Origin of the sequence: Desulforhopalus singaporensis (assembly GCF_900104445.1) — a bacterium.
Classification (GTDB): domain Bacteria; phylum Desulfobacterota; class Desulfobulbia; order Desulfobulbales; family Desulfocapsaceae; genus Desulforhopalus_A; species Desulforhopalus_A singaporensis.
Genome location: NZ_FNJI01000008.1, coordinates 80671 through 107017, shown reverse-complemented (window position 1 = coordinate 107017; position 26347 = coordinate 80671). Strand labels below are relative to the sequence as shown.

General features: G+C 52.6%; 22 protein-coding genes and 1 riboswitch. Of the genes, 14 read left to right on the top strand and 8 right to left on the bottom strand.

Translation table 11 applies throughout. The features are described from left to right. Positions 1-150: 150 nt before the first annotated feature. On the bottom strand, positions 151-1992 hold the full coding sequence (glmS, locus tag BLQ17_RS07385) for a glutamine--fructose-6-phosphate transaminase (isomerizing) (RefSeq protein WP_092221392.1): 1842 nt from the start codon (positions 1990-1992) through the stop codon (positions 151-153). A 405-nt stretch (positions 1993-2397) separates the two neighbouring features. Between glmS and BLQ17_RS22535 the strand changes: the two genes are divergently transcribed. Further along, the gene (locus tag BLQ17_RS22535) at positions 2398-2568 is read left to right on the top strand and encodes a dual CXXC motif small (seleno)protein (RefSeq protein WP_176761125.1); all 171 of its coding nucleotides are present in this window, start codon (positions 2398-2400) and stop codon (positions 2566-2568) included. Between the two features lie 174 nt (positions 2569-2742). Here the strand turns inward: BLQ17_RS22535 and hflX are convergent, their stop codons facing one another. The 5 genes from hflX to lon form a co-directional block, all read right to left on the bottom strand. Beyond that, positions 2743-4311, bottom strand: a complete 1569-nt coding sequence (hflX, locus tag BLQ17_RS07380) for a GTPase HflX (RefSeq protein WP_281180509.1) — start codon at positions 4309-4311, stop codon at positions 2743-2745. A 104-nt stretch (positions 4312-4415) separates the two neighbouring features. Continuing rightward, on the bottom strand, positions 4416-6194 hold the full coding sequence (locus BLQ17_RS07375; RefSeq protein ID WP_092221388.1) for a multiheme c-type cytochrome: 1779 nt from the start codon (positions 6192-6194) through the stop codon (positions 4416-4418). A 28-nt stretch (positions 6195-6222) separates the two neighbouring features. After that, positions 6223-7869 (bottom strand): NAD+ synthase, encoded by a 1647-nt coding sequence (locus tag BLQ17_RS07370; protein ID WP_092221386.1) that lies wholly within the window; start codon positions 7867-7869, stop codon positions 6223-6225. Between the two features lie 55 nt (positions 7870-7924). Beyond that, positions 7925-8989, bottom strand: coding sequence for an endolytic transglycosylase MltG (gene mltG, locus BLQ17_RS07365; RefSeq protein ID WP_176761124.1), 1065 nt, complete (start codon positions 8987-8989; stop codon positions 7925-7927). A gap of 16 nt (positions 8990-9005) precedes the next feature. Further along, positions 9006-11399 (bottom strand): endopeptidase La, encoded by a 2394-nt coding sequence (lon, locus tag BLQ17_RS07360; protein ID WP_092221382.1) that lies wholly within the window; start codon positions 11397-11399, stop codon positions 9006-9008. A gap of 328 nt (positions 11400-11727) precedes the next feature. Here lon and BLQ17_RS07355 point away from each other — a divergent pair, with 328 nt between their 5' ends. Beyond that, on the top strand, positions 11728-12495 hold the full coding sequence (locus BLQ17_RS07355; RefSeq protein WP_245695031.1) for an acyltransferase: 768 nt from the start codon (positions 11728-11730) through the stop codon (positions 12493-12495). 100 nt (positions 12496-12595) lie between these two features. On the opposite strand, the gene cobI is transcribed toward BLQ17_RS07355, so the two are convergent. After that, a complete protein-coding gene (gene cobI / locus BLQ17_RS07350; protein ID WP_245695030.1) occupies positions 12596-13324 on the bottom strand; it encodes a precorrin-2 C(20)-methyltransferase in 729 nt (242 codons plus the stop codon). 216 nt (positions 13325-13540) lie between these two features. After that, positions 13541-13724: riboswitch (cobalamin riboswitch) on the bottom strand. A gap of 272 nt (positions 13725-13996) precedes the next feature. On the opposite strand from cobI, the gene BLQ17_RS07345 reads away from it, so the two are divergent. The 11 genes from BLQ17_RS07345 to cobJ are packed head-to-tail and all read left to right on the top strand — an operon-like array spanning position 13997 to position 24566. Then, on the top strand, positions 13997-14956 hold the full coding sequence (locus BLQ17_RS07345) for a hypothetical protein (protein WP_092221378.1): 960 nt from the start codon (positions 13997-13999) through the stop codon (positions 14954-14956). A 1-nt stretch (position 14957) separates the two neighbouring features. Next, positions 14958-16013 carry a FecCD family ABC transporter permease gene (locus BLQ17_RS07340; protein ID WP_092221375.1) on the top strand — a complete coding sequence of 352 codons (1056 nt, stop codon included), beginning with the start codon at positions 14958-14960 and terminating at the stop codon, positions 16011-16013. Next, positions 16006-16797, top strand: coding sequence for an ABC transporter ATP-binding protein (locus tag BLQ17_RS07335; RefSeq protein ID WP_092221373.1), 792 nt, complete (start codon positions 16006-16008; stop codon positions 16795-16797). The genes BLQ17_RS07340 and BLQ17_RS07335 overlap by 8 nt, the downstream gene beginning before the upstream one ends. A 4-nt stretch (positions 16798-16801) precedes the next feature. Next, a complete protein-coding gene (locus BLQ17_RS07330; protein WP_176761123.1) occupies positions 16802-17776 on the top strand; it encodes an ABC transporter substrate-binding protein in 975 nt (324 codons plus the stop codon). Next, complete coding sequence (locus BLQ17_RS07325) at positions 17776-19122, top strand: cobyrinic acid a,c-diamide synthase CobB (protein WP_092221369.1); 1347 nt, start codon at positions 17776-17778, stop codon at positions 19120-19122. Before BLQ17_RS07330 ends, BLQ17_RS07325 begins: the two co-directional genes overlap by 1 nt. Positions 19123-19124: 2 nt before the next feature. Next, positions 19125-19751 (top strand): precorrin-8X methylmutase, encoded by a 627-nt coding sequence (locus BLQ17_RS07320; protein WP_092221367.1) that lies wholly within the window; start codon positions 19125-19127, stop codon positions 19749-19751. A gap of 2 nt (positions 19752-19753) precedes the next feature. Beyond that, positions 19754-20842: a cobalt-precorrin-5B (C(1))-methyltransferase gene (locus tag BLQ17_RS07315; RefSeq protein WP_092221365.1), complete on the top strand. Its 1089-nt coding sequence runs from the start codon at positions 19754-19756 to the stop codon at positions 20840-20842. Then, positions 20835-22061, top strand: coding sequence for a precorrin-6y C5,15-methyltransferase (decarboxylating) subunit CbiE (gene cbiE / locus BLQ17_RS07310; RefSeq protein ID WP_092221363.1), 1227 nt, complete (start codon positions 20835-20837; stop codon positions 22059-22061). The genes BLQ17_RS07315 and cbiE overlap by 8 nt, the downstream gene beginning before the upstream one ends. A gap of 26 nt (positions 22062-22087) precedes the next feature. After that, the gene (gene cobM, locus BLQ17_RS07305; RefSeq protein WP_092221361.1) at positions 22088-22867 is read left to right on the top strand and encodes a precorrin-4 C(11)-methyltransferase; all 780 of its coding nucleotides are present in this window, start codon (positions 22088-22090) and stop codon (positions 22865-22867) included. After that, positions 22864-23844 carry a cobalt-precorrin 5A hydrolase gene (locus BLQ17_RS07300; RefSeq protein WP_092221359.1) on the top strand — a complete coding sequence of 327 codons (981 nt, stop codon included), beginning with the start codon at positions 22864-22866 and terminating at the stop codon, positions 23842-23844. The genes cobM and BLQ17_RS07300 overlap by 4 nt, the downstream gene beginning before the upstream one ends. Then, complete coding sequence (gene cobJ / locus BLQ17_RS07295; RefSeq protein ID WP_092221357.1) at positions 23796-24566, top strand: precorrin-3B C(17)-methyltransferase; 771 nt, start codon at positions 23796-23798, stop codon at positions 24564-24566. The genes BLQ17_RS07300 and cobJ overlap by 49 nt, the downstream gene beginning before the upstream one ends. 127 nt (positions 24567-24693) lie before the next feature. On the opposite strand, the gene BLQ17_RS07290 is transcribed toward cobJ, so the two are convergent. Beyond that, on the bottom strand, positions 24694-25305 hold the full coding sequence (locus BLQ17_RS07290; protein WP_218121734.1) for a trimeric intracellular cation channel family protein: 612 nt from the start codon (positions 25303-25305) through the stop codon (positions 24694-24696). A gap of 219 nt (positions 25306-25524) precedes the next feature. On the opposite strand from BLQ17_RS07290, the gene BLQ17_RS07285 reads away from it, so the two are divergent. Then, positions 25525-26337: an alpha/beta fold hydrolase gene (locus BLQ17_RS07285; RefSeq protein WP_092221355.1), complete on the top strand. Its 813-nt coding sequence runs from the start codon at positions 25525-25527 to the stop codon at positions 26335-26337. The last annotated feature ends 10 nt before the right edge of the window (positions 26338-26347 follow it).

The window sequence follows — 26347 nt, the reverse complement described above, 5'->3', positions numbered from 1 at the left end:
GCTCATGGCATGGGTTTTCCGCCAGAACTGCAGTAACCGACCGAAAGGGCAACCTTTATTTTTCCATTTTTTCGTCGTCATAGCTGAATCAACATGATATAGGGCTATAGTTTCACCAGATAATAAGAGGTACCCGGTTACCTGCCCCTGCTACTCTACAGTCACGCTTTTGGCAAGATTACGGGGCTGATCCACGTCGCAGCCCCGCTTTACAGCTATCTGGTAAGACAGCAGCTGCGCCGGAACGGTATAAAGAATCGGATTGACCACTTCGTCAACCTCCGGCATATAGATTACATCGTCGGTAATATTATGCAGATAATCGTCGCCTTTGGTGCCGATAACAATAACCCTGCCCTGCCTCGCCTTTATCTCCTCGACATTGGATATCGATTTCTGGTAAACCTTGTCTCTTGGCACCAGGGCCAGTACCGGCATATCCTTGTCTATCAGCGCAATCGGCCCGTGCTTGAGTTCTCCCGAGGCGTATCCTTCAGCGTGTATGTAAGAAATTTCTTTCAGTTTTAACGCGCCTTCCAGAGCAATTGGAAAGTTGAGCCCCCTCCCTATAAAAAGAAAATCCCTGCTGTCGTAATAATTTTCCACCAGGCTGCCAATTTCCTCCTGCAATCTCGGCAACTCTTCCGCAACAACGGTTGCTATGTCAATCAGCGCCCTGCCGTAACGTTTGCCTGTTGCACCATCGATTGTCCCACGAATCTGGCCAAGATACAGGGAAAACAGGAACAGTGCCGAAAGCTGTGAAATAAACGCCTTGGTAGAGGCAACGCCTATTTCCGGGCCGGCGTGGGTGTATATGGTGCCGTCGGCCTCGCGGGTCATGGTAGAGCCGACCACGTTGCAGATGGTCAGGATCTTTGCCCCCATTTTCCTGGCGATACGTATCCCGGCCAGGGTATCAGCGGTTTCGCCGGACTGCGAGATCGATACGGTGAGAACCCTCCGGTTCATCAGCAGGGTGCGGTACCTGAACTCGGAGGCGATATCCACTTCGACGGGAATCCGGGCGAATTCCTCAATCCAGTATTTGGCCACCAGCGCCGCATGCCAGGAAGTGCCGCAGGCAACGAGGAAAATGCGATCGATATCTTCGAGATCTTTTGGCAGCAACCCCACCTCCGGCAGATTCACCACTCCGGATTCGAGATTGATTCGCCCGCTCACCGTATTGGTAATGGCCTGCGGCTGCTCGAAAATCTCCTTGAGCATGAAATGTTTATACCCGGCCTTTTCCGCCATCGCGGCATTCCACTCGATCGTTTTCGTCTCTTTGGCCACCTCGCGACCGTCGGTCAAGGAATAGACAATGCGATGCTCAGGCGTTAACACCGCAAGCTCCATGTCATCGAGGAAAATTACCTGATTGGTGTATGGCAGAATCGCCGGGATATCCGAAGCAAGAAACGATCCCGACTCCTTATCTATGCCGAGGACCAAGGGGCTCTGGTTGCGAACGGCAACCAGGGTATCCGCCATTCCGGTCCAGAAAACTCCCAGGGCAAAAGAGCCCTCGAGACGGCCGATTGCCTGCTTCACCGCCGCGACCAGATCGTCTTCGAGATATTCCTCTATGAGGTGAGCAATAACTTCGGTGTCCGTTTGCGAAGAAAAAAGATGGCCTTTTTCCTTTAATTCCTCTCGCAGTGAATGATAATTTTCAATTATTCCGTTATGAACTACAACAAGTTCTCCGCTGCAGTCGCTGTGAGGATGAGCATTTTCGGTGGTCGGAGCGCCATGGGTCGCCCATCGGGTATGGCCAAGGCCGATATGCGAATCGGCGATGATGGCATCGCCGATACAACTTTCCAGGTTAACCAGTTTTCCTTCCGCGCGATGCTTGACGACCTCGCCATCCTGCAGATAGACTATTCCCGCGGAATCGTACCCCCGATACTCCAGCCTCCGCAAACCTTCGAGTACTACCGGAACGACCCGCCTGTCACCGCAATATCCTACAATTCCACACATATTTTCCTCTTTATCTGTTTATCAGGTCCAAAACCCGATACCTGGCAAAATCCGGTCGCAAAAGAAAACCTGCAGCCATCAGGCTGCCGTCCAAATCGATTGTCCCAAAGACGAAACTCTCCGGCGGCAACGAGAAAACACCATGATATTTAAATGTTTTTAAAATTTAATTCAAGCAGTTGAAGTTAACAATAAGAGTTCATAAAAAAGCGGAAACGGTCGTAATTAATCGCCGCACATCGCCAAGGATTACTTTAGTCTTCCAACTCTTGCGAAAAAAAGGTAATGTCAGCGTGTCGTCGGCGGCCAGCGACCTTAAACAGCAGCTGCAACGTTCCGTGATCCGGAACAAACAGTTTGAGGCCATGGGTGTTTTTCCCGTAACAAAATTCTTGGTGGTTAGAAATGAAATGTAAAAAATGTTCAGGAAATCTGGAAGTGCACCGCATGTGCAGAAAAGTACGAATGCGCTGCACATCCTGCGGCAAGGAGTACCAGATCCACGAAGTGGCCAGTGAGCTGGACCGCAAAACCGAAGAAATTCTCGAACGCTATACAGCGATAATTTACGATTAAAGCTCTCGTGCACGCCGCACCACCCCTGGAAACAACTTCACACTTCAGCCACATCTCGCTGTTTATTGGTGTTTTTTTGTAAACACAAATAAACACCTGCGACAATCACCCCCCCTCGCCAGGCGTCCTTGCGGACAAGACCGTTTTTTCGCAGCTCTATCTTGCTTGTCCGCGCTATTGCATGCTCTTTTCTATGAGCGATCCGGCCTGCTCCAGAAACCCTTTGAGAGTTTCCGGCTGCAGGGCGCTGATCAACAGCCCCTCATCACCGATCAACTGTTCCACCTCCCCCCTGTTTTCAACAAGATCCACCTTGTTGAACAGCTTCATCACCGGGATATCCCCCAGATCGAGTTCTCTTAAAATAGTATCCACGACCTTCATCTGCTGGCGGAAAGCAGGATTTGATACATCGACCACATGGATAAGAAGGTCGGCCTCCCCGAGTTCTTCAAGGGTAGCCATAAACGCCTGTACAAGTTCCGCAGGGAGATGCCTGATAAAACCGACGGTATCGGTTATTATAACCTCCATCTCCGTCGGGAAGCGCAACCGTCTCGAGGTCGGATCCAGGGTGGCGAACAACTTGTCTTCGGCAACAATATCGCTGTTGGTCAGGGTGTTCAGCAGGGTTGATTTTCCGGCATTGGTGTACCCGACAAGAGACAGCACCGGCAGATCTTTTTTTCGTCGCTTTGCCCTGCGGCGATATCTTTCCCTGCTCACCTGGGCCAACTCCCTGCCAAGCCTTGCCAGCCTGTCGTTAATCCGCCTCCTGTCGATTTCCAGCTTGGTCTCGCCAGGTCCTCTGGCACCAATGCCACCGGTCAGCCGCGACAGGGCATCGTCACGGGATGACAATCTCGGCAGCATATACTTAAGCTGCGCCATCTCAACCTGCAGCTTCCCTTCCCGGCTCATGGCCCGGTGGGCGAAAATATCGAGAATAAGCTGGGTCCTGTCAATTACCCGCAGATCGGTAAAGTCGGTGATGGACCGAATCTGCGATGGGTTCAGCTCCTGATTGAAAATAAGGAGATTGGCGTCATGCTGCAAGGCGCGGATCATGATATCGGCCAGCTTTCCTTTGCCCAGGATAAACCTGGGATCGATCTTCTGCCTTCTCTGCAAAATGGTATCGAGTACGGCGACATCATCCGATGCGGCAAGTTCAACGAGTTCGGCAAGCGATTCTTCAGCCTGCAGCCGCGGTTCGGTGGAAACGCTGACCAGGATGGCACGATCCTGGCCGGAATCGACCACACTGCTCTTGCTTTTCTGGGCGAACTCCCTTTCAAGAGCAACAATAAGTTCTTCGGCGGAATCAACCTGGTTGGCCGGATGAACCGGTTCAAGAAACACCCAGCTCTTGCCTTCCCTTGATTCCGGAAGCAGGTGCGCGGTCTGCATGACATGCGGCAGTCCGTTTTTATCAACCTTGAGGGCGGAAAGAAGATCAAGGCGAAGAAAGAGAAGATCCATCAAATCCTCATCGCTGATGTCCTCGTTTGCGAGATGGGTGTGTACCAGCCGGAGCCCTCTCAGCCGTCCTCCTGTCGATCGGATCTGTCCGAGCTGCGGAATGACTATCTGGCCGTAGCTGCCGACAATGACCTGCTCGACTTTCCCTGACCGGTGTATGAGCAGACCAATCTGCCGGTTGAGCTCGGAAGAGAGCTGGCACAACATGCGGGCAAGTTCTGGGTTTATTATCTTGTCTCGCTGCACCCTTTTTTGGCTCAACCTCTCAAGCGCCTTGAGCTGATTGGCTTTTAGTCCCGAAGTATTACCTGAAACAATTGCGATGGCGTCACTCCTGTATCAATTTGATTTTCCCCGCAGGCGGCTTAGCCTTCTTGACGGACGCACCTGCTCTTCTCACTGTAATTCTTCCAGATCGGATCCTCATAGCTGTCATGACAACCGACGCAGAGCCCGACCCGCAGAATCGCCTCCAGTTCCTTCTTGTTAAACGGCCTCAGCGCAGATCTGGAGCTGTGCTGCAACGGATCGCCGTCCATAGTCACATAAGCGTCGAACGGAACAGTAGCGCCGCCACTGGTAACCACCCCCTGCTCAGTCGACTCAAATATCATCTTGCCGTCGACAACCCTGATCCTTCCTTCCCCGAGGCCGACTGTTTTCGTTGACGCGTGACAATCGACACAGCTTCTTCCCTTTGGTTGGGTGGTGTGGGGATTGATGGCCGCCATGGTAAAACGGTTAAAGCTGTTTTCAATATTTCCCTGATCATCAATCACGGTTACGATATCCTGGCAACCGGGAGTCACCACAACAACCTCGTCCTCCCATATCCCGAGCATCGGCCTTTCGTAGCGGATGTAGGAGCGCCCTTCTTCCCAAAGCCCTTTGGTCTGTTCCAGGCTGAGCTTGTCCAGATGTTTTCCCGAATCATCACGTTTGGCATGACATCCGTAACACTGGGCGACCCAGGTGGAGTGGCACGCTTCGCAACTGACCCGGCTGTGTGGTGGAAAATCGCAGATCCCGCTTTTTGGGGGATTGAGCGGGTGAGTTTTGTTGTCAAGCTTGCCAGTCAAAACAGGTTTTCCGTCAATCCGGTCAAGGTTGGTCAACACGTTGCCTTTTCGTGTGGTCCCCGGATTCTTGGCGTGACAGACGGTACAGGATATTTCCAGCTGTTCTTCATAATGAGCATAGCTGGTGCCGTTTCCCATTATTTCATCTCTGGTGTGACAGTCGATGCACTCCATCTGCTTCTGGTGGTGAATATCATCGGAAATCTCAAGATAAAAGCGGGCCCCGGGCAGCTGTTTACTGTTCAGCCCGCCCTCTTCATATGGGGTTCCATACCCCTCCGATTCAAAAATACCGAGATAGGAAAGGCCTATCCTGCCGGAGCGGTTATGGCATCGCACGCAGTTGGCGGACTCTACTTTTTTGGTAATCCATGGATGTTTTTTCCGATTTTCCGTGGGTATTACACCGCTTGCCGTCCCATCGCCGACAATGATCCCGGCCATGGAATCCGCATCCGGAAGATGATAATGGCAGGCGGAGCACCCTCCTCCCTTGCTGTTGAAAAATTCCGGGGCGTTTTCCAAGTCGTTTTTCTGTTTCCAGAGATGACATGTGGCGCACAGTTTTCGAAAATAATCAAGAGCCAGCGAGTTTTCTTCGGAATCGAGCAATTGTTCAACGGTGAGGTCGGTGTTTTGACTGTCGCTCTCCCCCCAATAGTAAAGCAGGGTCCCGAGGATCCCCCTGTTGGTAGCCATCAGCGAATTCTTCACTTTATGGATGTCTCTGGGATGGCACCCATCGGCTGCGCAGGTCTTTTCGGCCACCCGCAGGTCACCGGGATTCAGCACCATGTCCCGGTGCGCCTCTTCCTTGGCAACCGCAAGACTGTTGCCGAGATGGCATGAGCTACACCCGATAACGGCCGGATCATGTGCCGGATCGAGTTTTTCCTCCTTGTGACAGGCAAGACACATATCGACTGTTCCACCACTGGTGGTGTACAGTTTTTCGGGTCGTTCGGTTTTCTGTTCATTGACCATCAGCAGGGCTACCGCGCCGAGAAATGCAATACCGGCGAGAAGCCCCAGCAGTGTCGATGTTATTGCTCCGCTCTTATTCACAATTGGTGGATATCATTTTTAGCCGGTTCTAGCCCTGATAGTTCTGTACGTTGGGAAACCTTCTGCCGCTGCCGAAAGCCTTTGACGTCACCTTGAGCCCCATGGGGGCTTGCTTCCGTTTGTACTCATTTATCCTGATCCGGCGGACAATGTCCTGTACCACCTCGGGTGCATAGCCCCTGGCAATGATCTGATCGACACTTTGCCCGTTTTCCAGGTGAAGTTCGAGTATTTTGTCGAGCAATTCATAAGGCGGCAGGTCGTCCTGATCGGTCTGGTCCGGTTTAAGCTCGGCCGAAGGCGGCTTGGTTATGATCCGGTCCGGAATGATTTCCCGGTCCCGGTTCACATATTTCGACAGTGCATAGACCATCTGCTTGGGGACATCGGAAATTACCGCCAGCCCGCCGCTCATATCACCATAGAGCGTACAGTAGCCAACAGCCATCTCACTTTTATTGCCGGTGGTGAGCAGCAGGTGGCCGAACTTGTTTGAAAGACTCATCAGCAGATTCCCGCGGATGCGTGCCTGCAGGTTCTGTTCGGTTAAATCTTCCTTGGTGCCGGCAAACAGGTCGTGAAGTTCCGTTGTAAAGGCCGAGAACAGTCTGTCGATGGCAATGACCTCGAATCTGCAGCCGAGATTGGCTGCGAGCCTGCGCGCATCTTCGAGGGAATGATCGGAGCTGTACGGCGACGGGAGCGCCACCCCGAGAACATTTTCCGCACCGAGCGCGTCCACTGCCACCGCGGCGGTCAGAGCCGAGTCGATTCCTCCGGAAAGCCCGAGCACGGCAGAGGAAAAACCGCATTTCCGACAATAATCGGCAACGCCCGTAACCAGTGCCCGATAGATGGCGGACTGTTCCGATAGCTGGTCGGGACCGTTCATATCCCCGCGCCAGGAGTCGGTGTCAACCACCACCAGATCTTCCACAAACCCCTCTGCCTGTGCCACTACCTCGCCTGCCCAGTTCATGGCCAGACTGCGGCCGTCGAAGATGAGCGAATCCTGGCCGCCGACCTGGTTGGCGTAAAGAAATGAGACGTTATGTTTTTGACACAACGCAGAAAATATTTTTTTCCTCGTATTTTCCTTTTCTCTCTGGAACGGGGAGGCGGAAATATTGATGATCGCATCCAGCCCTAAGCTTTGCTGCCGGCAAGCCTTAACGATTGTTTCAACAGGCTCAATGCCGTAGTCGTCCACCTCGTCTCCCCAGACATCCTCGCAAACGGTGACGCCGAACGTAAGTCCTTGCACCCGGTAAAGCTCAGTTCCGAAACCGGGCTCAAAATATCGCGACTCATCGAAAACGTCGTAGGTGGGCAGAAGCTGTTTTCTTACCCGTAAAACTATGGCGCCGCCCCGGGCAACCACAGCGCTGTTGTACAGCCTTTTGCCCTTGCTTTCAGTTCTCTTCTCAAAACAGCCGAACATCACGTCAACCGCCGGCAACTGCGCCACCAGTTGCGCTACGGCCCGGTCATGATCTTCAATGAAGGATTCCCGTTCAAGCAGGTCCTGCGGCGGGTATCCGGAAACGACAAGCTCAGGGAAGACCACCAGCGTGCATCCCTTGTCAACGGCTTTCCTCGACCATTCAAGAACTTTCCGACAATTATAAGCGAAATCCCCGATCACAGGATTTATTTGCACCAGACCGATCTTCACACTTTTCTCCAGTCAGTTGTACCTTCGGTTGACATCTTCTAATAACAGTCCGCTTCTATTTACCTTTTTTGCTCTGCTTTTGCCTCTGATATTTTACAACGGCACGATTATGTTCATCAAGGGTTGTCGAAAAATAGTGCGTCCCGTCATTTTTGGAAACAAAATAAAGAGCATCGGTCTCGGTCGGTTCGACGGCAGCTTTAAGCGCCGCCTCCCCGGGGTTGCATATGGGGCCTTTAGGCAGGCCGGGCAGGGTATAGGTGTTGTAGGGCGACGGGGTCCGCAGATGGGTTTTGGTAATTTTCCCGGAGAAATCACCGGTGCCGTAAATAACCGTCGGATCGGACTGCAGCCGCATCCCCTTGTTCAGTCTGTTGTGAAAAACCCCTGAAATCAATGATCGTTCAGAAGGTTCTCCAGTCTCTTTTTCAATGATAGAAGCAAGGGTCACCACCGCCGGTCTCTCAGGGATTTCAGGATGGGATGCTGAAATCCCTGACCACACATTTTCAAAGTTGGCGACCATCATCCTGATAAGTTTGTCCGCGCCCTGAAAATCCTTGGTCAACAGGTAGGTGTCGGGAAAGAGATACCCCTCAAGACTTTCTACCCCTGTAAAACCGAGGTTGGCAATGAGCGTCTGGTCATCGACAAGCTCCATGAACCGCTGATACCTGCACCAGCCGCCCTGGGAAAAAATCCGGGCAATTTCATCGGCCCGCAGCCCCTCGGGAATGGTTACCGGATACTGTATGGAGCGGGCGGAAGCGAGAATACGAAGAATCTCGCCCGGTTTTTTCCCGCTGGGCAGACTAAACTCCCCGGCCTGGAGCCTGGTTGCAACCCCGGAAAATTTGGCCAGAACCAGAAAACGGATATCGTCGTGGATAATTTTGTTGTCCGCGAGAATTTCCCTGATGCCGGCGACAGTGGTCCCCTTAGGAATAGAGACCGTCACCGTCTGCTCTTTTATCTCGGGACCGTTGCGGTAACTGTAGAGCAGAAACCATCCGCTGGGACAGGCTGCTCCAAACAGAACCAGGAGGATCGCATAAAAAGCGACCCTCCTGGTTCTGTTTGGATTTTTTTTACTATGATCAGGTGATATATCAGTCACCATACTGCTGTGGCTGCCGTCATTTTGTTTTTTCCGTTGTCTGTTTAAAAGCAATCTTGACAACTTCATCCATATCCTTAACCGGATAGAATTTCATTTTATTGCGGATATTGGGTGGAATTTCTTCAAGATCCTTCCTGTTCTGTTCGGGGATGATGACCTTGTTGATATCTGCGCGAAGGGCCGCAAGTGCTTTTTCCTTCAACCCGCCGATCGGCAATACCCGCCCCCGCAGGGTAACCTCGCCGGTCATGGCCAGCCGGCCGACCACCTTCTTTCCGGTGATCGCTGAATAAAGCGCCGTCGCCATGGTTATACCTGCAGAAGGACCGTCCTTGGGGATAGCCCCTGCTGGAACATGGATATGAAAATCAACATTTTCAAAATAATCGTCCGCAACGCCCAGGGTCTGGGTCCTACTCCGGCAATAGGTTAGTGCCGCCTGGGCCGACTCCTTCATCACATTGCCGAGTTGACCGGTCAGGGTAAGCTTGCCTTTACCGGGCATGATGTTCACTTCAATCTGCAGGATCTCCCCTCCCACCTCGGTCCAGGCAAGCCCTGTCACCAGCCCCGGCTGATCGAGTATTTCCATCTCCGATTCGGGAATGGTCTTGGCAGGCCCCAGATAGCGGTGGAGGTTGGTGGCCGACACCGTGTAGGGACCGCGCCCTCCCTCGGCTATTTTCCTCGCGATTTTCCGGCACACCTTGCCTATCTCGCGCTCAAGGTTACGCAGCCCGGCCTCATAGGTGTAATGGGTAACGATATATTGCAACGTATCGTCGCCAATCCTTATTTTCGATGCCTTAAGCCCGTTTTCCTTGATCTGCCGCGGAAGGAGATATCTTCGTGCTATGGCAATTTTCTCCTCAAGCGTATATCCGGACAGCCGAATAACCTCCATACGGTCGAGCAACGGTCCGGGTATGGTGTCGCTCATGTTGGCGGTGGTTATGAACATCACCTTCGACAGATCGATGGGCAGATTCATGTAATGATCGGAAAACTCGAAATTCTGCTCGGGATCAAGCACCTCGAGCAGCGCTGAGGAAGGATCGCCCCGATAATCGGACCCTACCTTGTCTATCTCGTCCATCATGAATACCGGGTTGTTGGAACCCACCGTCTTCAGCCCCTGGACAATCCTGCCCGGCATCGCCCCTATATAGGTGCGCCTGTGACCTCGTATCTCCGCTTCGTCACGCATTCCACCAAGGGACATGCGGTGAAACTTTCTGCCCAGCGCTCTTGCCACCGACTGCCCCAGCGAGGTTTTACCGACACCTGGAGGTCCTACAAAACAGAGAATCGGTCCCTTTGACGACGGGTTCAGTTTTCGTACTGCAAGATATTCAAGAATTCTCTCCTTGATTTTTTCAAGCCCGTAGTGATCTTCATCAAGCACCTTGGTGGCATGATCGAGTTCAAGAATATCTTTGGTGCTCTTTTGCCACGGAACATCGAGAATCCAGTCGATATATGTTCGTATAATCGTCGCCTCGGAAGAGTCCGGATGCATCATCTCCAGCCGGCTCAACTGTTTGTTGGCCTCCTTGCGGACATCCTTTGGCATCTTGGTTTTCTTTATTTTTTTCTCGAGCTCATCGATCTCCTGGGTCCTTTCATCGGTGTCGCCAAGCTCTTTCTGCAGCGCGTGGAGCTGTTCACGCAGGAAATATTCCCGCTGGGATTTACTCATCTCCTCCTTGGCATCGCTCTGTATTTTCGCCTGCACCGTCGATACTTCCAGCTCTTTTGCGAGCAGCTCGCTAACCAGGTTGAGCCTTTTGACGGGATCGACCTCCTCAAGAATAGCCTGCGACTCCGCAACCTTCAGCCTGAGATTGGACCCAACGAGATCGGCCAGCCGGCCCGGGTCGTCGATGTTGTTGATGATCATCATCAGGTCTGCGGAGAGAATGCCGCGCAGGGACATGATTTTTTCCGTCTGCTCCCGCACGGTGCGCATCAGGGCCTCGACCTCAATGCTCACCTCCTTGGCCTCCACGTCCTCTATCACTTCCACCGAAACCTGATAGGAGGGCTCTGTCTGAACGAATTCCTTGACCCGCGCTTTCGACATCGCCTGGACCAGCACCTTCAGCCTTCCATCGGGCAGTTTCAGAGTACGCATAACCATGCAGACCATACCGACAGAGTAGAGGTCTTCCTTTTTCGGGTTATCCTTGGTCGCGTCTTTCTGGGTGACCAGCATCAAAAGCTTGTTTGAACTCAAAGCTTCATTCACTGCGTCAACTGAACTTGGACGACCGACGAAAAGAGGGATGATCATGTAATTAAATACTACCACATCCCGCACAGCCATCATCGGCAACACTTCCGGAATTTCCATTTCGTCGTTATTGGAAAAATCGTCCATCCCTATATTCAATGAATCATTAAAATCCACTCATTCCTCCTGCAAACAGCTCAGTTAATCGTCATTCTCGGTACTGAGACCGAGTCTGTCCTTCGCTGTTTTAAACAGTTAAACACCTATAATCAATGCGATAACCCGACTATTCGGATATCACCTTAAAAGCCACGCAAATACTAAACATCCAAGGAAGTTAAGTCAAGCCGACATTCACCGCCTCTACCCACAGGCTTTTTTCTTGAAGTCTTTTCCGATTTCCCTCATATTGGCCAATATTACCCCAGTGGTCTATCCTATTCATACAATGAGGTGACTGATGCTCTCCGTCCAATCTTTTTTTAATCTTCCGGATGATCCCAATATGTCCTTTTTCCAAAAGGATGCTCCCGTATGGCAGCCCTTAAACGATTTAAAAGGGTTTATGGACAACTATCATTACGCTACCTACGACGATTTCGACGCCCCATGCGTGCTGCGCAGCGGTGTGCCCCTGACGGAACATCTTGTCCTGCATAAAGGCAGATCGTTCTGCCTCAACGAAATCGTGATCACCTTCGGAGATGCGACGCGGGGAGAGTTGAAGGTAACCAGAAACGGAGTCGAACTGGAGGGCGCCTCGGTTGTCATGGCCGGTTCCGTTCTGGTCGGGGAAAAGATTTCAATCGGCAGAGGAGTCCTGATAGAATCCGGGGCGATGATCAAGTCTCCGACGATCATCGGCGACCATGCCGAGATACGACAGGGAGCCTACATCCGCGGCTATTGCCTCCTGGGCAGCCGGTGCGTCGTGGGCCATACCACCGAAGTAAAGCACTCCATTTTCCTCGAAGACGCCAAGGCGGGCCATTTCGCCTATCTGGGAGACTCGATACTGGGAAACAACGCCAACCTGGGTGCCGGCACCAAATTTGCCAACCTCAGGTTTTTGCAGGGCAATGTTAAGATCCCCTACCTCAATGAAAAACTTGATACCGGCAGAAGAAAATTCGGGGCAATCCTCGGAGATGATGCCCAGACAGGCTGCAACTCGGTCACCAACCCCGGCACCCTGATGGCCAAAAAGACCATCCTTTTACCAAACACGACAGCCAAGGCCGGTTTTTACCCCGAGAAATCAATTATCCGGTAACTGGTCGCCGGCGACCAACAAGGAAGATCGGCAGCAGTTGATGAACAGTCCCTCTGGTCGGCCGTTTTGCCGGGGTGCAGCAGGATTTCCAGGGGGACGACTATTTTTTTCTCACCACCATGGTCGAAAAATAATGTATGTCTTTACCCTGCGCCTTGCGGATATCGGTCCACACCCGCTGGTCTTCGAGACTGCATTTTTCTATTAAAACGGCATTTTCCACAAGATCGAGCTCTTCAAGCAGTGAGACGAGCCGGTCCATGACCTTGTAGACTTTCATGAAGACGACAACATCGGTGAGTTCTAGAATTTCCTTGATGCGGTCATTCTCAAAGGTTGCGGGGATCACCACCAGCCGTTCGTCCCCGAGGCATAAGGGTTGTCCGGCAACGGCCGATGACGCGCCGATGGCCGAAACCCCCGGTACGATTTCCACCCTGAAGGGAGATCCATATTCCTGCAGCGTTTCGCACAGGTAGAATCCCGTGGAATAGATAGCGGGATCGCCAAGGGTGGGAAACACCACATCTTCACCTTTTTTAAGATATTCGATGATGGTCTCCGCCGCTTTTCGCCACGCCTTCTTGACCTCCGGGTCGACATCGGCACCACGGTGCACCTGCTTCATCGGAAACCGGTGGCTCAAGATGGTCTTGCCGTTTTCCTTGACCGCACCTGAAGCAATTTTCAAGGCCATGGAACCGCCGTTCTCAAAAGCCGAAGGTACGAACCAGGTATTGCATCTTTCAAGAATCGCCGCGGCTTTCAGCGTTACCAGCTGAGGATCGCCCGGTCCAACACCGACAACATAAAATGTTCCTTCCATCATTCACCTTCCTTCTCTTTGCCGCGTACAAACGGTGCATTCCTGCATCCGTGCATGCCGTGCAGCTGCTGCGATGAACCGTATCGAATCGACCGGGGCCACAGCAGAGTGGGCGCTATAGCTGAAGCGCAAAAAAAAATCCCCGGATCATTTTTTTATGATCCGGGGATTCCCTGTATTCCTCGTCTCGCATGAAGCCTCCTTTCCACGGGAGTTCCACTAACTGTAATTTCCCAGGCAGGTCTTCTGACTCCCGGATCATCCATTGCCCATCCCTTCCCGGATGTAATCACCCAGTGGCTTACCATGAACAATGTCCCCGGTTACAGCGGCGGGCCCGTCCTTGAATTTCACAAGGTTCCCTTTGAGTTCTGAAAAAAGACGCTGATCTTCGATCGATCAGAGTCCGGTTTCACTCAAGCCGTACAAACAGGCACCTGAAAAGTGCTGTATAACAGGGTGCAGCACGAAAAGTCAACCCTTTTTCCCCAGCCGGATTATCATCGGCCAATTTATGTATACAAAATACAACAACCGCTTCACAAGTTTTTACATTAACTGTTTTCTTTCTCGATTGAGAAGTGTAGTATCGCCCCTAAAATCATTTTTCCAGTAAATTCTCGGATATTGCCGCAGCAATTTCCGGTATATGCCACAAACCTCAGAACTCGATCAATGGAACAGGACTTCATATCGGCACTGGGCCCACAGCTTCTTTTTCCTCTGCTCCGCATTACCGCCCTGATAATCGTCGGGCTGTTTGTGGCGAACTTCATTGAAAGCCTTAACTGGACCCATCGACTTGCACTACTCGCCAGACCATTGATCCGCATGGGCAATCTCTCTTCGATTACCGGTGCCAGTTTTTCGGTGGCCTTTTTTTCCGGCATCTCCGCCAACAGCATGCTTGCCGAATCGTTTGACAGCGGCCAGATAACCAAAAAAGAACTCATACTTGCCAACCTTTTCAACTCGCTACCGAGATTCTTTCTCCATCTGCCCACAGTCTTTTTCCTTACCGCCCCGCTTATCAAATTCGGGGCCCTGATGTACGTGGGAATCACCTTTTCAGGGGCCTTGCTGCAAACCTTTCTTGTGGTAACAGCGGGCAGATTCCTGCTGCCAAAAACCGAACTGAAAATCGATCTGCCCGAGGCCACCGGAGAAAAGGCGACCTTAAAAAGTGCTTTTCAAAAATCGGTCAAAAGGCTGAAAAAACGTTTAATTAAACTGTTAAAGTTCATGCTGCCGGTCTATCTGCTCTTTTTTTTCATGAACTGGTTCGGGGTTTTTGCCAGGATCGAGCAGTTTCTCGCCGGCAACGTCTGGTTTCTCAGCTGGCTGTCGCCCCAGGCGCTGGGAATCGTCGTTCTTCACGTGACGACTGAATTTTCAGCCGGCCTAGCCGCCGCCAGCGCACTTCTTGCCGACAACAGCCTCACCTACAAAGAGGTGGTCATGGCGTTGCTGGTGGGTAATATTTTATCAACGCCAATCCGCGCCATAAGGCATCAGCTGCCCTACTATACCGGAATCTATTCACCGAGACTGGCCGTTGAACTGGTGTCGTTAAGCCAGATCGTCAGAGCCATATGCGTTATCGCCGTAGGGCTAATCTATTTTGTCACCTGGTAAAATGACACCAAAAGTACAATTCCACGGAAAAGACACCAGATTCCTACTTATAACCGTCATGCTGGTAATCCTGACCCTGGCAGCCATCATTGTTTCAGCCGGGATGGGATATATCGCCATAGGCCAGTCCGATATCTTACGGGTAATAGGAGCAAGGCTTTTTTCCAGCAACTCTCTTGTCGCCAATCTCGATCCCTCAATCCCCTACGTGGTTATGGATGTCCGGCTGCCGCGCATACTCACGGCAGCCCTTGTCGGGGCCGGACTTGCGCTTAGTGGCGTTATCTATCAGGGGATTCTGCTCAATCCCCTGGCGGATCCTTATACCCTTGGCATTTCGTCCGGGGCGGCGTTCGGGGCATCGCTTGCGCTTCTTGCCAACATTTCCATGCTCGGTTTTTTTTCCACCCCGCTTTTCGCTTTTACCGGGGCGGTGGCGACCCTGTTGCTGGTCATGAGGCTTTCAACGTTCAACGGCCAGATTTCAGCCCAGACACTTATCCTGTCCGGGGTAATAGTCGGAGCTATTCTTTCCGCCGGAATCAGTTTTATGAAGTATATTGCCGATGAACAGGTGGCGGTTATTATTTTCTGGCTCATGGGCAGTTTCGCCTCGGCCACCTGGGGAGGGGTCGTTCTCGTTCTACTGACGGTTTTTGCAGGACTTGGGGTCACCCTCTTTTTCGCCAGGGACCTCAACATCATGAGTCTTGGACGGCGTTCCTCCGACTCACTTGGAGTCGACACCGCCAGGGTGAGGCGGATGCTGCTGCTCAGTGCCTCGTTTGTTGCCGCCGTCTGTGTAGCAGTCACCGGAATAATCGGGTTTATAGGCCTTATCGTCCCCCACCTGATGCGGTACATCGTAGGGCCTGATAACCGCAAGCTTATCCCAGCCTCAGCTCTTGCAGGAGCGGTTCTGCTGTTAACCGCCGACACCATAACCCGCGCTGTTTTACCGGTTGAAGTACCTATCGGCGTGCTCACCGCCCTTATTGGCGGACCGTTTTTTTGTGTGATTTTCAGGCAGAAACAGAAAGGAAAGTTTTATGAATAACGGTCTGCTGTTCAATGTAAAAGACATATTTTTTTCTTACGACAGCGCGCCTGTGATAAAAGGGATAAGGCTGCAGCTGTCAAGGGGAAAATTTTACGGCATCGTCGGGCCCAACGGGTGCGGTAAAACCACTTTTCTCGATCTGCTCACCGGCTCCCGCACGCCGCAGCAGGGCACCATAGAGTTCAAGGGAGAACGGCTCGACTCGTATCCCAAGAAACGGTTGGCGAAAAGCCTGGCGCTGGTGCCGCAGGAGTATGACACCGGGTTCGGCTTCAGCGTCGAGGATATGGTTCTTATGGGGCGACATCCGCATATCGACAGATTTGCCAGCCCCGGGCAGGAAGACTGGCAAAAGGTTGATCAGTCCCTGGAATTGATCGGTATCGACCACCTGAGGAAGAGGCCGATCAACAGTCTTTCCGGCGGACAGAAACAGCGGGTGGTGGTGGCCAGAGCCCTGGCGCAGAACAGCGAGGTGCTGCTCTTTGACGAAGCGACCTCCAACCTGGATATCAAATATACCCTGCAGATTTTCAACCTCGCCAGGCAACTGGTTGACAAAGAAGAAAGAACTGTTATTGCTGTTATCCACAACCTGAACCTTGCCGCCGCCTACTGCGACGAGATCTGTTTCATCAATGACGGCAAAATAGCGGCTTGCGGACCCACGGCATCGACCCTGACGGAGTCGCTGATCGGGTCGGTGTTCGGGGTGGACTCCCGCATCAGCTGGGACGAATACAGTAATTCACACCAGATCAGTTACAGGTATAAGGGGTAGAGGCGTGTTACAACCGTTTCAATCAGGCAGCGGCAAGTTGCCTGGAATCATTGTTGGTCTTGTTCTTCTTGTTTTTTTTCTCGCTGCCGCTGTGAAAACACCGGCCGCCGAACCGGTGACCGTGATCCTGGACGCCCACGGCAACCGGATCGAGGTAAAAAAGCCTTTTACCAGGATCATCTCCCTTTACTCCGCCCATACCGAGAACATCTGCAGTTTCGGGGCGGCCGAGCTGCTGGTAGGAATCTCCACCTCCGACGACTATCCTGAAGAGATACTCGACCGCACAAGATTTTCCTATCGCGAGGACCCTGAGAAGTTCATCGCCTATACACCTGACCTGGTACTTGTCAGACCGATGATAGAGAGATCTTACCCCCAGTTCCTGGAAAAATTACGGCGCAGCGGGATAACGGTCATCTCCCTTCAGCCCAACAGCGTCTCGGAAATGTTCGACTACTGGAGAACGCTTGGGGTGTTGACCGGAAAAGTACAGGCGGCAAACGATATGATCACAGATTTTCAGAACCGGCTGCAACATATAAAAGACAGCGTTTTGGCAATTGACGACACCGACCGTCCCCTGGTCTATTTCGAGTCGATCCACACCAAGTCAAAGACTTTCGCTCCCGAGAGCATCGGCGCTTACGTGCTGGAACAGGCGGGTGGCAGAAACGTCGCCTCAGATGCGGTGCAGGTGCGAAAAACCAATATCGCTTACTTCGGCAAGGAGCAGCTGCTGAGCAATGGCGAGGAAGTGGATTTTTTCCTCGCCCAGGTAGGAAGAATGAACCCGGTTTCGGTTGATACCATCACTTCAGAACCCGGGTTCGACGCTATAAAAGCCGTAAGAGAAAAAAAAGTATACCTGATAGAGGAGCAGCTGGTTTCGCGTCCGACGCTGCGGATCATTACCGGCATAGAAAAACTCCATAACCTCTTTTTCAACACCACCGCCAGGGAACCGGGGCTACTCTGATGACAATCCACAACACTCCAGCTTTCGTAATTTCAGGCACTTCAAGCGGCTCCGGAAAAACCACGGTGTCTCTTGGATTAATGGCCGCCTTCAAGGCCCGGGGCTTTGACGTTCAACCGTTCAAGTGCGGTCCTGACTTCATCGACCCCGGCCTCCATACATTGATTACCGGCAACGTCTCAAGAAATCTCGACCTCTGGATGGCCGGCGAAAATTTCACCGAATACAGTTTCTACCAGAATGCAAGCTCTGGGGATATCGCCATAGTTGAAGGCGTCATGGGCATGTTTGACGGCAACCGTTCCTCAAGTGGGTCACTCTCCGCTTTTTTACAGCTGCCCAACATTCTGGTTCTTGACGTGCGGTCGATGGCGGAAAGCGCCGCTGCCATAGTAAAGGGATTTGAGACCTTTCATCCGCAGGCGGCTGTGGCAGGCGTTATTCTCAACCGGATTGCCAGCCCCAGGCATCTTGAACTGGTCAGCGATGCAATACATAAACATTGCAAAGCTGAAATTATCGGGTATCTTCCCAGGACCCTGGAATTTTCAATCCCTTCCAGGCATCTTGGCCTACATACGGGGGATGAAGCGCCGATTTCCCAGGATGGGATAGAACTTCTTGCGGAAAGCGTCGAACAGCATATAGACCTGGATAGGATACTCGAGCTCTCCAGGCCGGCGCATGGTCGCAGGCTTGACCCCGAAAATGCGACGCCGCCCTCGCCCAGATGCCGGATCGGAGTAGCCAGAGACAAGGCGTTCTGCTTCTACTACGAGGATAACTTCGACATTCTCCGCAACGCTGGAGCCGAGCTGGTGTTCTTCAGTCCGCTGACAGACTCGTCTCTTCCGGAAAATATTGACGGGCTGTACCTTGGCGGCGGCTATCCTGAGCTCTACGCCGAACAGCTGAGTGGCAATACCGGGATGCTTGCCTCGCTCAGAAACTGGATCGAGAATGACCGACCGGTCTATGCCGAGTGCGGGGGGTTCATGTACCTTACCAAAGGGATCATGGATAAAGAAGGCAGGTTTCATCCGCTGGTCGGCGCTTACCCGGTAAGAGCCAGGATGCAGACTAGGAGGGCGAGTCTTGGATACCGGGAGATTACCACCATAAAACCGTCCATCTTCGGTCCTGAGAAAACGGTGCTGCGCGGACACGAATTCCACTACTCGACCATCGAGGAGATGACACCCGATGTGGCGTCGATTTACCGGGTAAACAATGATACCCAGGAAGGGTATCAGTACCGCAGGGTTCTGGGTGGATACATGCACCTGCATTTTGGATACTCCCCCGATGTGGCGAGTGCTTTTATTAATTATTGTCTAGAGAAATGATCATGTCTGTAAAACTGCAGGAAGTTGCCCCTGGCGATATAGAACAGGAAAGTTTCAACATCATAGAAAAAGAACTCGGGCCGACAGAATTTGACCCGGCCACCTTCAAAATCGTCCAGCGGGTGATCCATGCCACCGGCGATTTTTCCTTTGCCGAAAACATGCGGTTTGCGCCGGGTGCCATTGAAGCGGGTATTAAGGCGCTCAAAGCCGGCAAAAACATTCTGACCGACGTCAATATGGTTGCCGCAGGCATCAATAAGACCATGCTGGCAAGGTTCGGCGGCGAGGTTATCTGCAAGGTCGCCGATCAGGAGGTTGCCAGGAAGGCAAAAGAAGAAGGAACCACCAGATCGGAAATGGCCATATCGATGTATCTCGACGAGTCGATTGGAATTGTAGCGATGGGCAACGCCCCCACCGCACTGGTTGCCTCCATAAAAAAGGTAAAGGAGATGAGTGAGCCGCCGCTGTTGGTCGGTGTTCCGGTCGGATTTGTCAATGCGGCGGAATCAAAAGCACTGCTCGTTGAACAAAACAATTGCTACATCACCAGCCTGGGCCGCAAAGGCGGCAGTCCCATTGCTGCAGCGATTATCAACGCCATGATGAAACTTGCAGCAAAGTGACCATGGGAAAAAAACTTCGAAGCGGTTTCACCACCGGGTCATGCAGCGCCGCAGCAGCTAAAGCTGCGGTAAAAGCGCTTGTAACCGGCGAGTGTCAGGAATCTGTCACGATAACGTTTCCGGACAACAGCAGAAAAACCTTTCCCCTGTGTCGGTGCGCAATCGACCGCAGCAATCAACAGGTCCTGGGCTTTGCCTCCATCGTAAAAGACGCGGGGGACGACCCCGACGTCACCAACGGTGCGGAGATCTGCGCCACCGTTCGATTTGTAAAGACGCCCCGGGCAGACCGTGACGCCGTGGTGCTAAAAAACGTTCAGATCAGCCGTGGACAAGGCGTTGGCTACGTCACCAAACCCGGACTTGCGGCCAAGGTCGGAGAACCGGCGATCAACCCGGTCCCGAGACAGATGATCTGCCAGGCGGTGCGTGAGGTAACCGACAGACCGGTGGAGGTTGTCATCTCTATACCAAACGGTGAAATTCTTGCGGAAAAGACCCTGAACAACCGGCTCGGCATCGTCGGCGGACTCTCCATTCTCGGCACCACCGGCATTGTCCGGCCGGTGTCAGCAGACGCCTGGAAAGCAACTATTGTTGCATCCATGGACGTTGCCAGGGAGGCCGGCCTTACCGAGATAGTTCTGTCGACGGGAAGAACCTCCGAAAAAGGGGGTCAGCGTCTGCTCGATCTCCGGGAAGAAGCCTATGCCATGATGGGCGACTACCTCGAGTTCAGCCTGAAAAAAGCCGCCGAAAAAGAGTTTGCCACCATTCACCTCTGCGGCATGTGGGCCAAGATCATGAAAGCGGCCCTGAAAATTCCCCAGACCCATGTACGCAACGGTGCCCTGGAGGTAAGCGACGGAGCCGACCTGCTCGAGTCCCTCGGTGCCTCCGGAGAATTGCTGGCAAAACTGCAACGGGCCAACACCGCAAGGGAGATGCTTACTCATCTTGAAGACAGCGGTGAGGACGAACTGATCAGAACGGTCTGTCTCAAGGCCAGGGAGTACTGTGAAGAGGTGTCCGGGACTCAGGTAAACGTGTATCTTATCGACTCAAGCGCAAATATAATAATCCATGTTTAAAATCCTTGTTATCGGCATTGGCGAGAACGTGCTCTCACGAAGGCAGAAAGAGCTTATCTGCGGGTGCGGTACCGTCTTCGGAACGCAGAGATTCGGCACACTTGCTGAAGAAGCCGGAGTGGCCGCGGAAAAATTTCTACCGATAACCCCGCTGGCGGATTCCCTTGGTGCCATGGCAAAATTACTTGAGCACGAAACCGTTGCTGTCCTGTGCAGCGGCGATCCGCTCTTTTACGGAATCGGCAAAAAACTGCTCGACCGCTTTCCTCCACAGCAGGTGGAATTTTATCCGGCCCTCTCTTCTGTCCAGCTGGCCTGTTCAAGGTTTAAAATACCCTGGGACGACGCAAGATTCGTCAGTCTCCACGGCAGGAGTCCGGGCCACCTGCCCACCGTTTTACTGCGCCACCCAAAAACCATAATCTTTACCGACCGGGCCAACAGTCCCGACAAAATCGCCGCCAGGCTTCTCGAATATTTTCAGACAATCGAAGACACCGACTACGGCGCAAGGATAACCGCCATGGTTGTTGCGGATATCGGACTTGCAACCGAAAATATATTTACCGGATCGCTTCAGCAATGTGTTGACACCACTTTCTCCCCACTCAACATATTCTGCCTGCTGCTGCCGCAACAGCCGCAAACCGATGTTCCTGTCTGCAGCCTGGGGCTCGGTGAAGAGACGATTGCCCACAGCCGAGGCCTTATAACCAAAAACGAAGTACGGGCCGCAACTCTTCACACCCTGCAACTGCCCACAAGAGGCGTGATGTGGGATATCGGCGCCGGCAGTGGCTCCGTCTCCATTGAAGCGGCACGGGCAAACCCGGATCTTACCGTATACGCCGTCGAGCACAACCGGACAGAAATAGAAAACATCAAGAGCAATATCAGGAAGTTCCGCTGCTTTAACGTGGTCCCGGTTTCGGGCAGGGCTCCGGACGCGCTCACTTCACTGCCGTCCCCCGACCGGATTTTTGTCGGCGGAAGCGGCGGAAGCCTCCAGCAACTCATCGAAATTGCAAAAGATATTCTGCCGCAGACGGGAAGAATCGTGGTCAACGGCGTCATCGCCAAGACCGTGGAAAGTGCGCCGCGCCTGATGCGAGCCAACAATTTCAGGGTCAGCACGGCAACGGTTGCTGTATCCAGGACAGACAGCGAAGGTAACACGCAGCAATTTAATCCAATAACCATTATAACAGGAACCAGGTAATGCACGCCCCAAGTGATACTACGCAAATGAGCAGCAAGAAAAATCTCGTCTATTTTGTCGGCGCCGGTCCGGGTGATCCGGAGCTGATAACGGTCAAGGGCAAGCGGCTTCTGGACGAAGCCGATGTGGTAATTTACACCGGAAGCTTGGTGCCAAAAGCTCTGGTCTCTTCTCTTCAGGCCACGGTGCACAATTCCGCCGGGCTGAACCTTGACGAGGTCTTCTCGATTATCAAAAGTTCCTGGGAAAAAGGCTTGAATGTAGTACGACTTCACACCGGTGACCCCTCAATTTACGGTGCAATCAACGAACAGATTGCCCTTTTCAGGGAACATGGAATCCCATTCAAGGTCGTTCCCGGGGTGAGCTCGGCTACCGCTTCGGCTGCTGCACTTGAGACCGAGCTGACCCTGCCGGAAGTTTCCCAGACGGTCATCTTTACCAGAAGAGGCGGGAGAACTCCGGTTCCGGAAAAAGAAAGCCTGGCATCTCTTGCCTCACACCGAGCCACGATGATGATCTTTCTCAGCGTCGGCATGATAGATGACGTGGTCCAGGATCTGGTGGCTGGAGGATACCCTGAAGATACTCCCGCGGCGGTTGTGGAAAAAGCGAGCTGGCCCGATGAAAGACAAATTCGCGGAACCCTTGCTAACATAGCGTCCCTGATAAAGGAGGCGGGCATCACCAAAACCGCCATGATTTCCGTAGGCGACGTGCTGGCGCAAAGTGCTCCGCCGGCACTCTCGAAACTGTACGACAGCGAGTTCACCCACGGGTACCGACAAGGCTCCGGACAATCATGAACATCGCTGTTGTGGCGATTACCAGGGGAGGACTCGCGCTTGGGAGAAAGCTTGCGGCCGCCCTTGATCGCGCCACCCTGCTTGAAAAGCGGGAACAGGTGAAAACGGCCGACCTGCTCCGGGACAACTGGCACCGGTTCGACGGATTCATATGCATTATGGCAGCCGGTATAGTGGTGCGGTCCATAGCGCCGCTGCTTGAACACAAGAAAACTGATCCCGGGGTGGTGGTAATTGATGAAAAGGGCAAAAATGTTATCAGTCTTCTTTCCGGCCATCTCGGAGGAGCAAACGACCTGACCCGGCGGGTTGCCGCAATTCTAGGCGCCAACCCGGTCATCACAACGGCATCGGACACCCTTGAGTTGGCAGCGCTCGACCTCTGGGCAAGGGACTGCAACCTGGTGCCGCCTGCCCCCCGGATCCTGACCACGCTTTCGGCAAAACTTGTAAACAGCGGCAGCCTGAAATTCTACAGCGACAAAGAGTTCGGCTCCACACCCGAAGGACTTGAACGGGTTCTCACCCTTTCAGAAGCTGATTTTGCTATTTCCAACAGGGTGTACGGCGATAGCGACCTGCCTTTTTTCAGGCCGCGTGACCTCGTGGTGGGCACAGGGTGTAACCGCAACACTCCTGCCAGTGAATTCAAACAGGCCCTGGACGAGCTCTTTTCCGAGCTGGGACTTGCGCCGGGTTCCATACGCAACCTGGCGTCGATCGACAAAAAAAACGACGAAGAAGGGTTGCTGAAATTTGCCACCGACAACGGGTGGACAATTGATTTTTTTACCAGCGACGAAATAAATTCACTTAAAAACCTTGAGATATCTTTTGCCGCGCTCAAGGCGGTCGGGGCCATCGGAGTCGCCGAGCCGGCCTGTCTGCTGAGTGCCAAAAGCCATCTCCTACTTTCTAGGAAAAGAAAATGGAAAAACATAACAATGGCAGTGGCGCAGGTACCCTCTACGTGGTAGGAACCGGACCCGGTTCGGTAAAGCACATGACCGTTCACGCCACCGAGGTTCTAAAAAAAGCAGACATCATCATCGGCTACAGGACATATCTCGATCTTATCCCCGAGTTCCTGGAGAACAAGGAAGTCGTCTCTTCGGAGATGATGAAAGAGGTGGACCGCTGCAGGTCCGCTCTTGAAAAAACGATTGGTGGGAAAAATGTGGCCCTTGTTTCCGGCGGAGATCCCGGCATCTACGCCATGGCCGGCCTGGTATACGAAATGGCCAAGCAGATGGACGCTGACTGTTCCATTGAAATCATTCCTGGACTTGCTGCGATCAACAGCTGCGCAGCCCGTCTGGGTGCACCGCTGATGCATGACTTTGCAGCGGTAAGCCTCTCCGATCTTCTCACCCCGTGGGAGGTGATAGAAAAACGTCTCGACGCTGCAGCCAGCGCCGATTTCGTAACGGCGATCTACAACCCCAAATCGAAAAAAAGAACCACCCAGATCGTTCGCGCACAGGAAATATTTCTTGCCCACCGCTCGCCAGAAACCGTAGTAGGCATCGTAACCGCGGCAACCAGAGAAAATGAAACAATAGTCGTAACCACCCTCGGTGAAATGCTTGAACAGCAGATCGGGATGCAGTCAACGATCATAATCGGCAACAGCCAGACCTACAGCTGGAACGACCTTATGGTAACCCCCAGGGGATACAGCGACAAATATTCCCTGTAACGTGTTGAGGGCTGCTCTTTTCACATTCCTTGCGAAGTGGCGGACAAAAAAAACGGGAAGTCCCTTGTGGTACCGCTTCCACAAGGGACTTCCCGTTTTTTTCATGTATCTAGCAGGCAGGTGCTGCTCAACTGCCTTTATAGGTCAGCCAGTGGGGATAATACAGACCGCAACGGATCGCCAGGATGCGAAGGATGAATATGATCCCCATACCGTAAATCCGGTTATACTCGTGATCCGGAAAATATTTTATCAGCAGGATAAACACCACTGCGCCGAACATGGCCGGAGTTGCGTAAAACTCTTTTCCCAGGATCACCGGAACCCTGGCCGACAAGACGTCCCTGATCATCCCTCCCGTCACCCCGGTTGTCACCCCCATCAATACAGCCGTAACACTGTCAAATCCCAATTTCAGCGTAGTCTCCGTGGCAAGAACGGAAAAGAGGGCCAGGCCGAAAGCATCGAAATAGAGAAACAGGGTGTAGAGACTGACAATATGGCGATTGGTAAAAAAAGAGATAACTGCAGCAGCGACCGCGACCCACAGATAAGACATGTCACCGACCCAGAAAATCGGGTTAGTATCGAGGATAATGTCCCTCAACGTGCCGCCGCCAACTGCGGTCACCACCCCCAGCAGCACCACTGACAAAATATCCATATCTTTTCTGCCGCCGGCGATAACACCGGTAACGGCAAAAGCCGCCACCCCCAGCATAGCCAGATAATAAATCATAACCAACGCCTTTCATTACTATTTTTGTTAACTGAAACTCATCGTTTGGTATCTTTTTTTTAAGGTGGTGGGTTATAATCTTTTTTTATTTTTTCCCAAGGAAAATCTGCATATTCGTTAAAAAAAACGTAACGCTCTTGAAAACCAACCAAATAATCATTAGCCTGAGCACCACATTCGCAACAAAACAGATGTCTCCATCCGCTGCCGGAACATACAATGAAACTGGCCTCACAAATAGTCGGCGAAGGTGCTCCTGTCGTCATTATCCACGGTCTCTACGGCATGTCCGACAACTGGCTCCCCATAGCCAGAAAACTCGGTGAGAGTGGATATTGCGTCCACCTTCCCGATATGCGAAATCACGGTGATTCGCCCCATGCAGACAGCCACACCTACCCTGATATGTGCTCGGACATGCTGGAATATTTCAACGATCATGACCTTGCCGGAGTCCACCTTGCAGGCCATTCAATGGGGGGAAAGGCGGCAATGCATTTTGCTCTTGCACATCCCGGACTGCTCAAGAGCCTGGTGATTGTCGACATCGCTCCATCCGCCTACCCGGCTGGTGGCTATATCTTCCATCTCAATATTATCAAGTCGCTGCAATCAATCCCCCTTGCAACCACTGTCGGCAGGGGGCAGATTATAACACAGCTGCAGCAAAAGCTTGGTGACCGCCGACTGGCCATGTTTCTGGCAAAAAATATCGTCAGTCCGCCTTCGGGCGGCCCCTACCGCCTGAAATGCAACCTCAAGGTGCTGCTCGACGATCTGCCCCATCTTTTCACTGGACTTGAAAGGATGCAATCTTTTGGTCCGACTCCGGTTGCAACGCTCTTTGTCAAGGGCAACGACTCCGACTACTATCAGGCCAAACACGACGCCGATCGCCACCGCTTCTTCAAGCGTTCAAGGGTGACGGGAATCGATGGCGCCGGCCATTGGTTGCATAGCGAACGTCCGGAGGAGTTTCTCAAGGCGGTTATCCCGTTTTTGGCAAACCCCGAAAGTGGCCCCTGGTCGTAAACCAGGGACC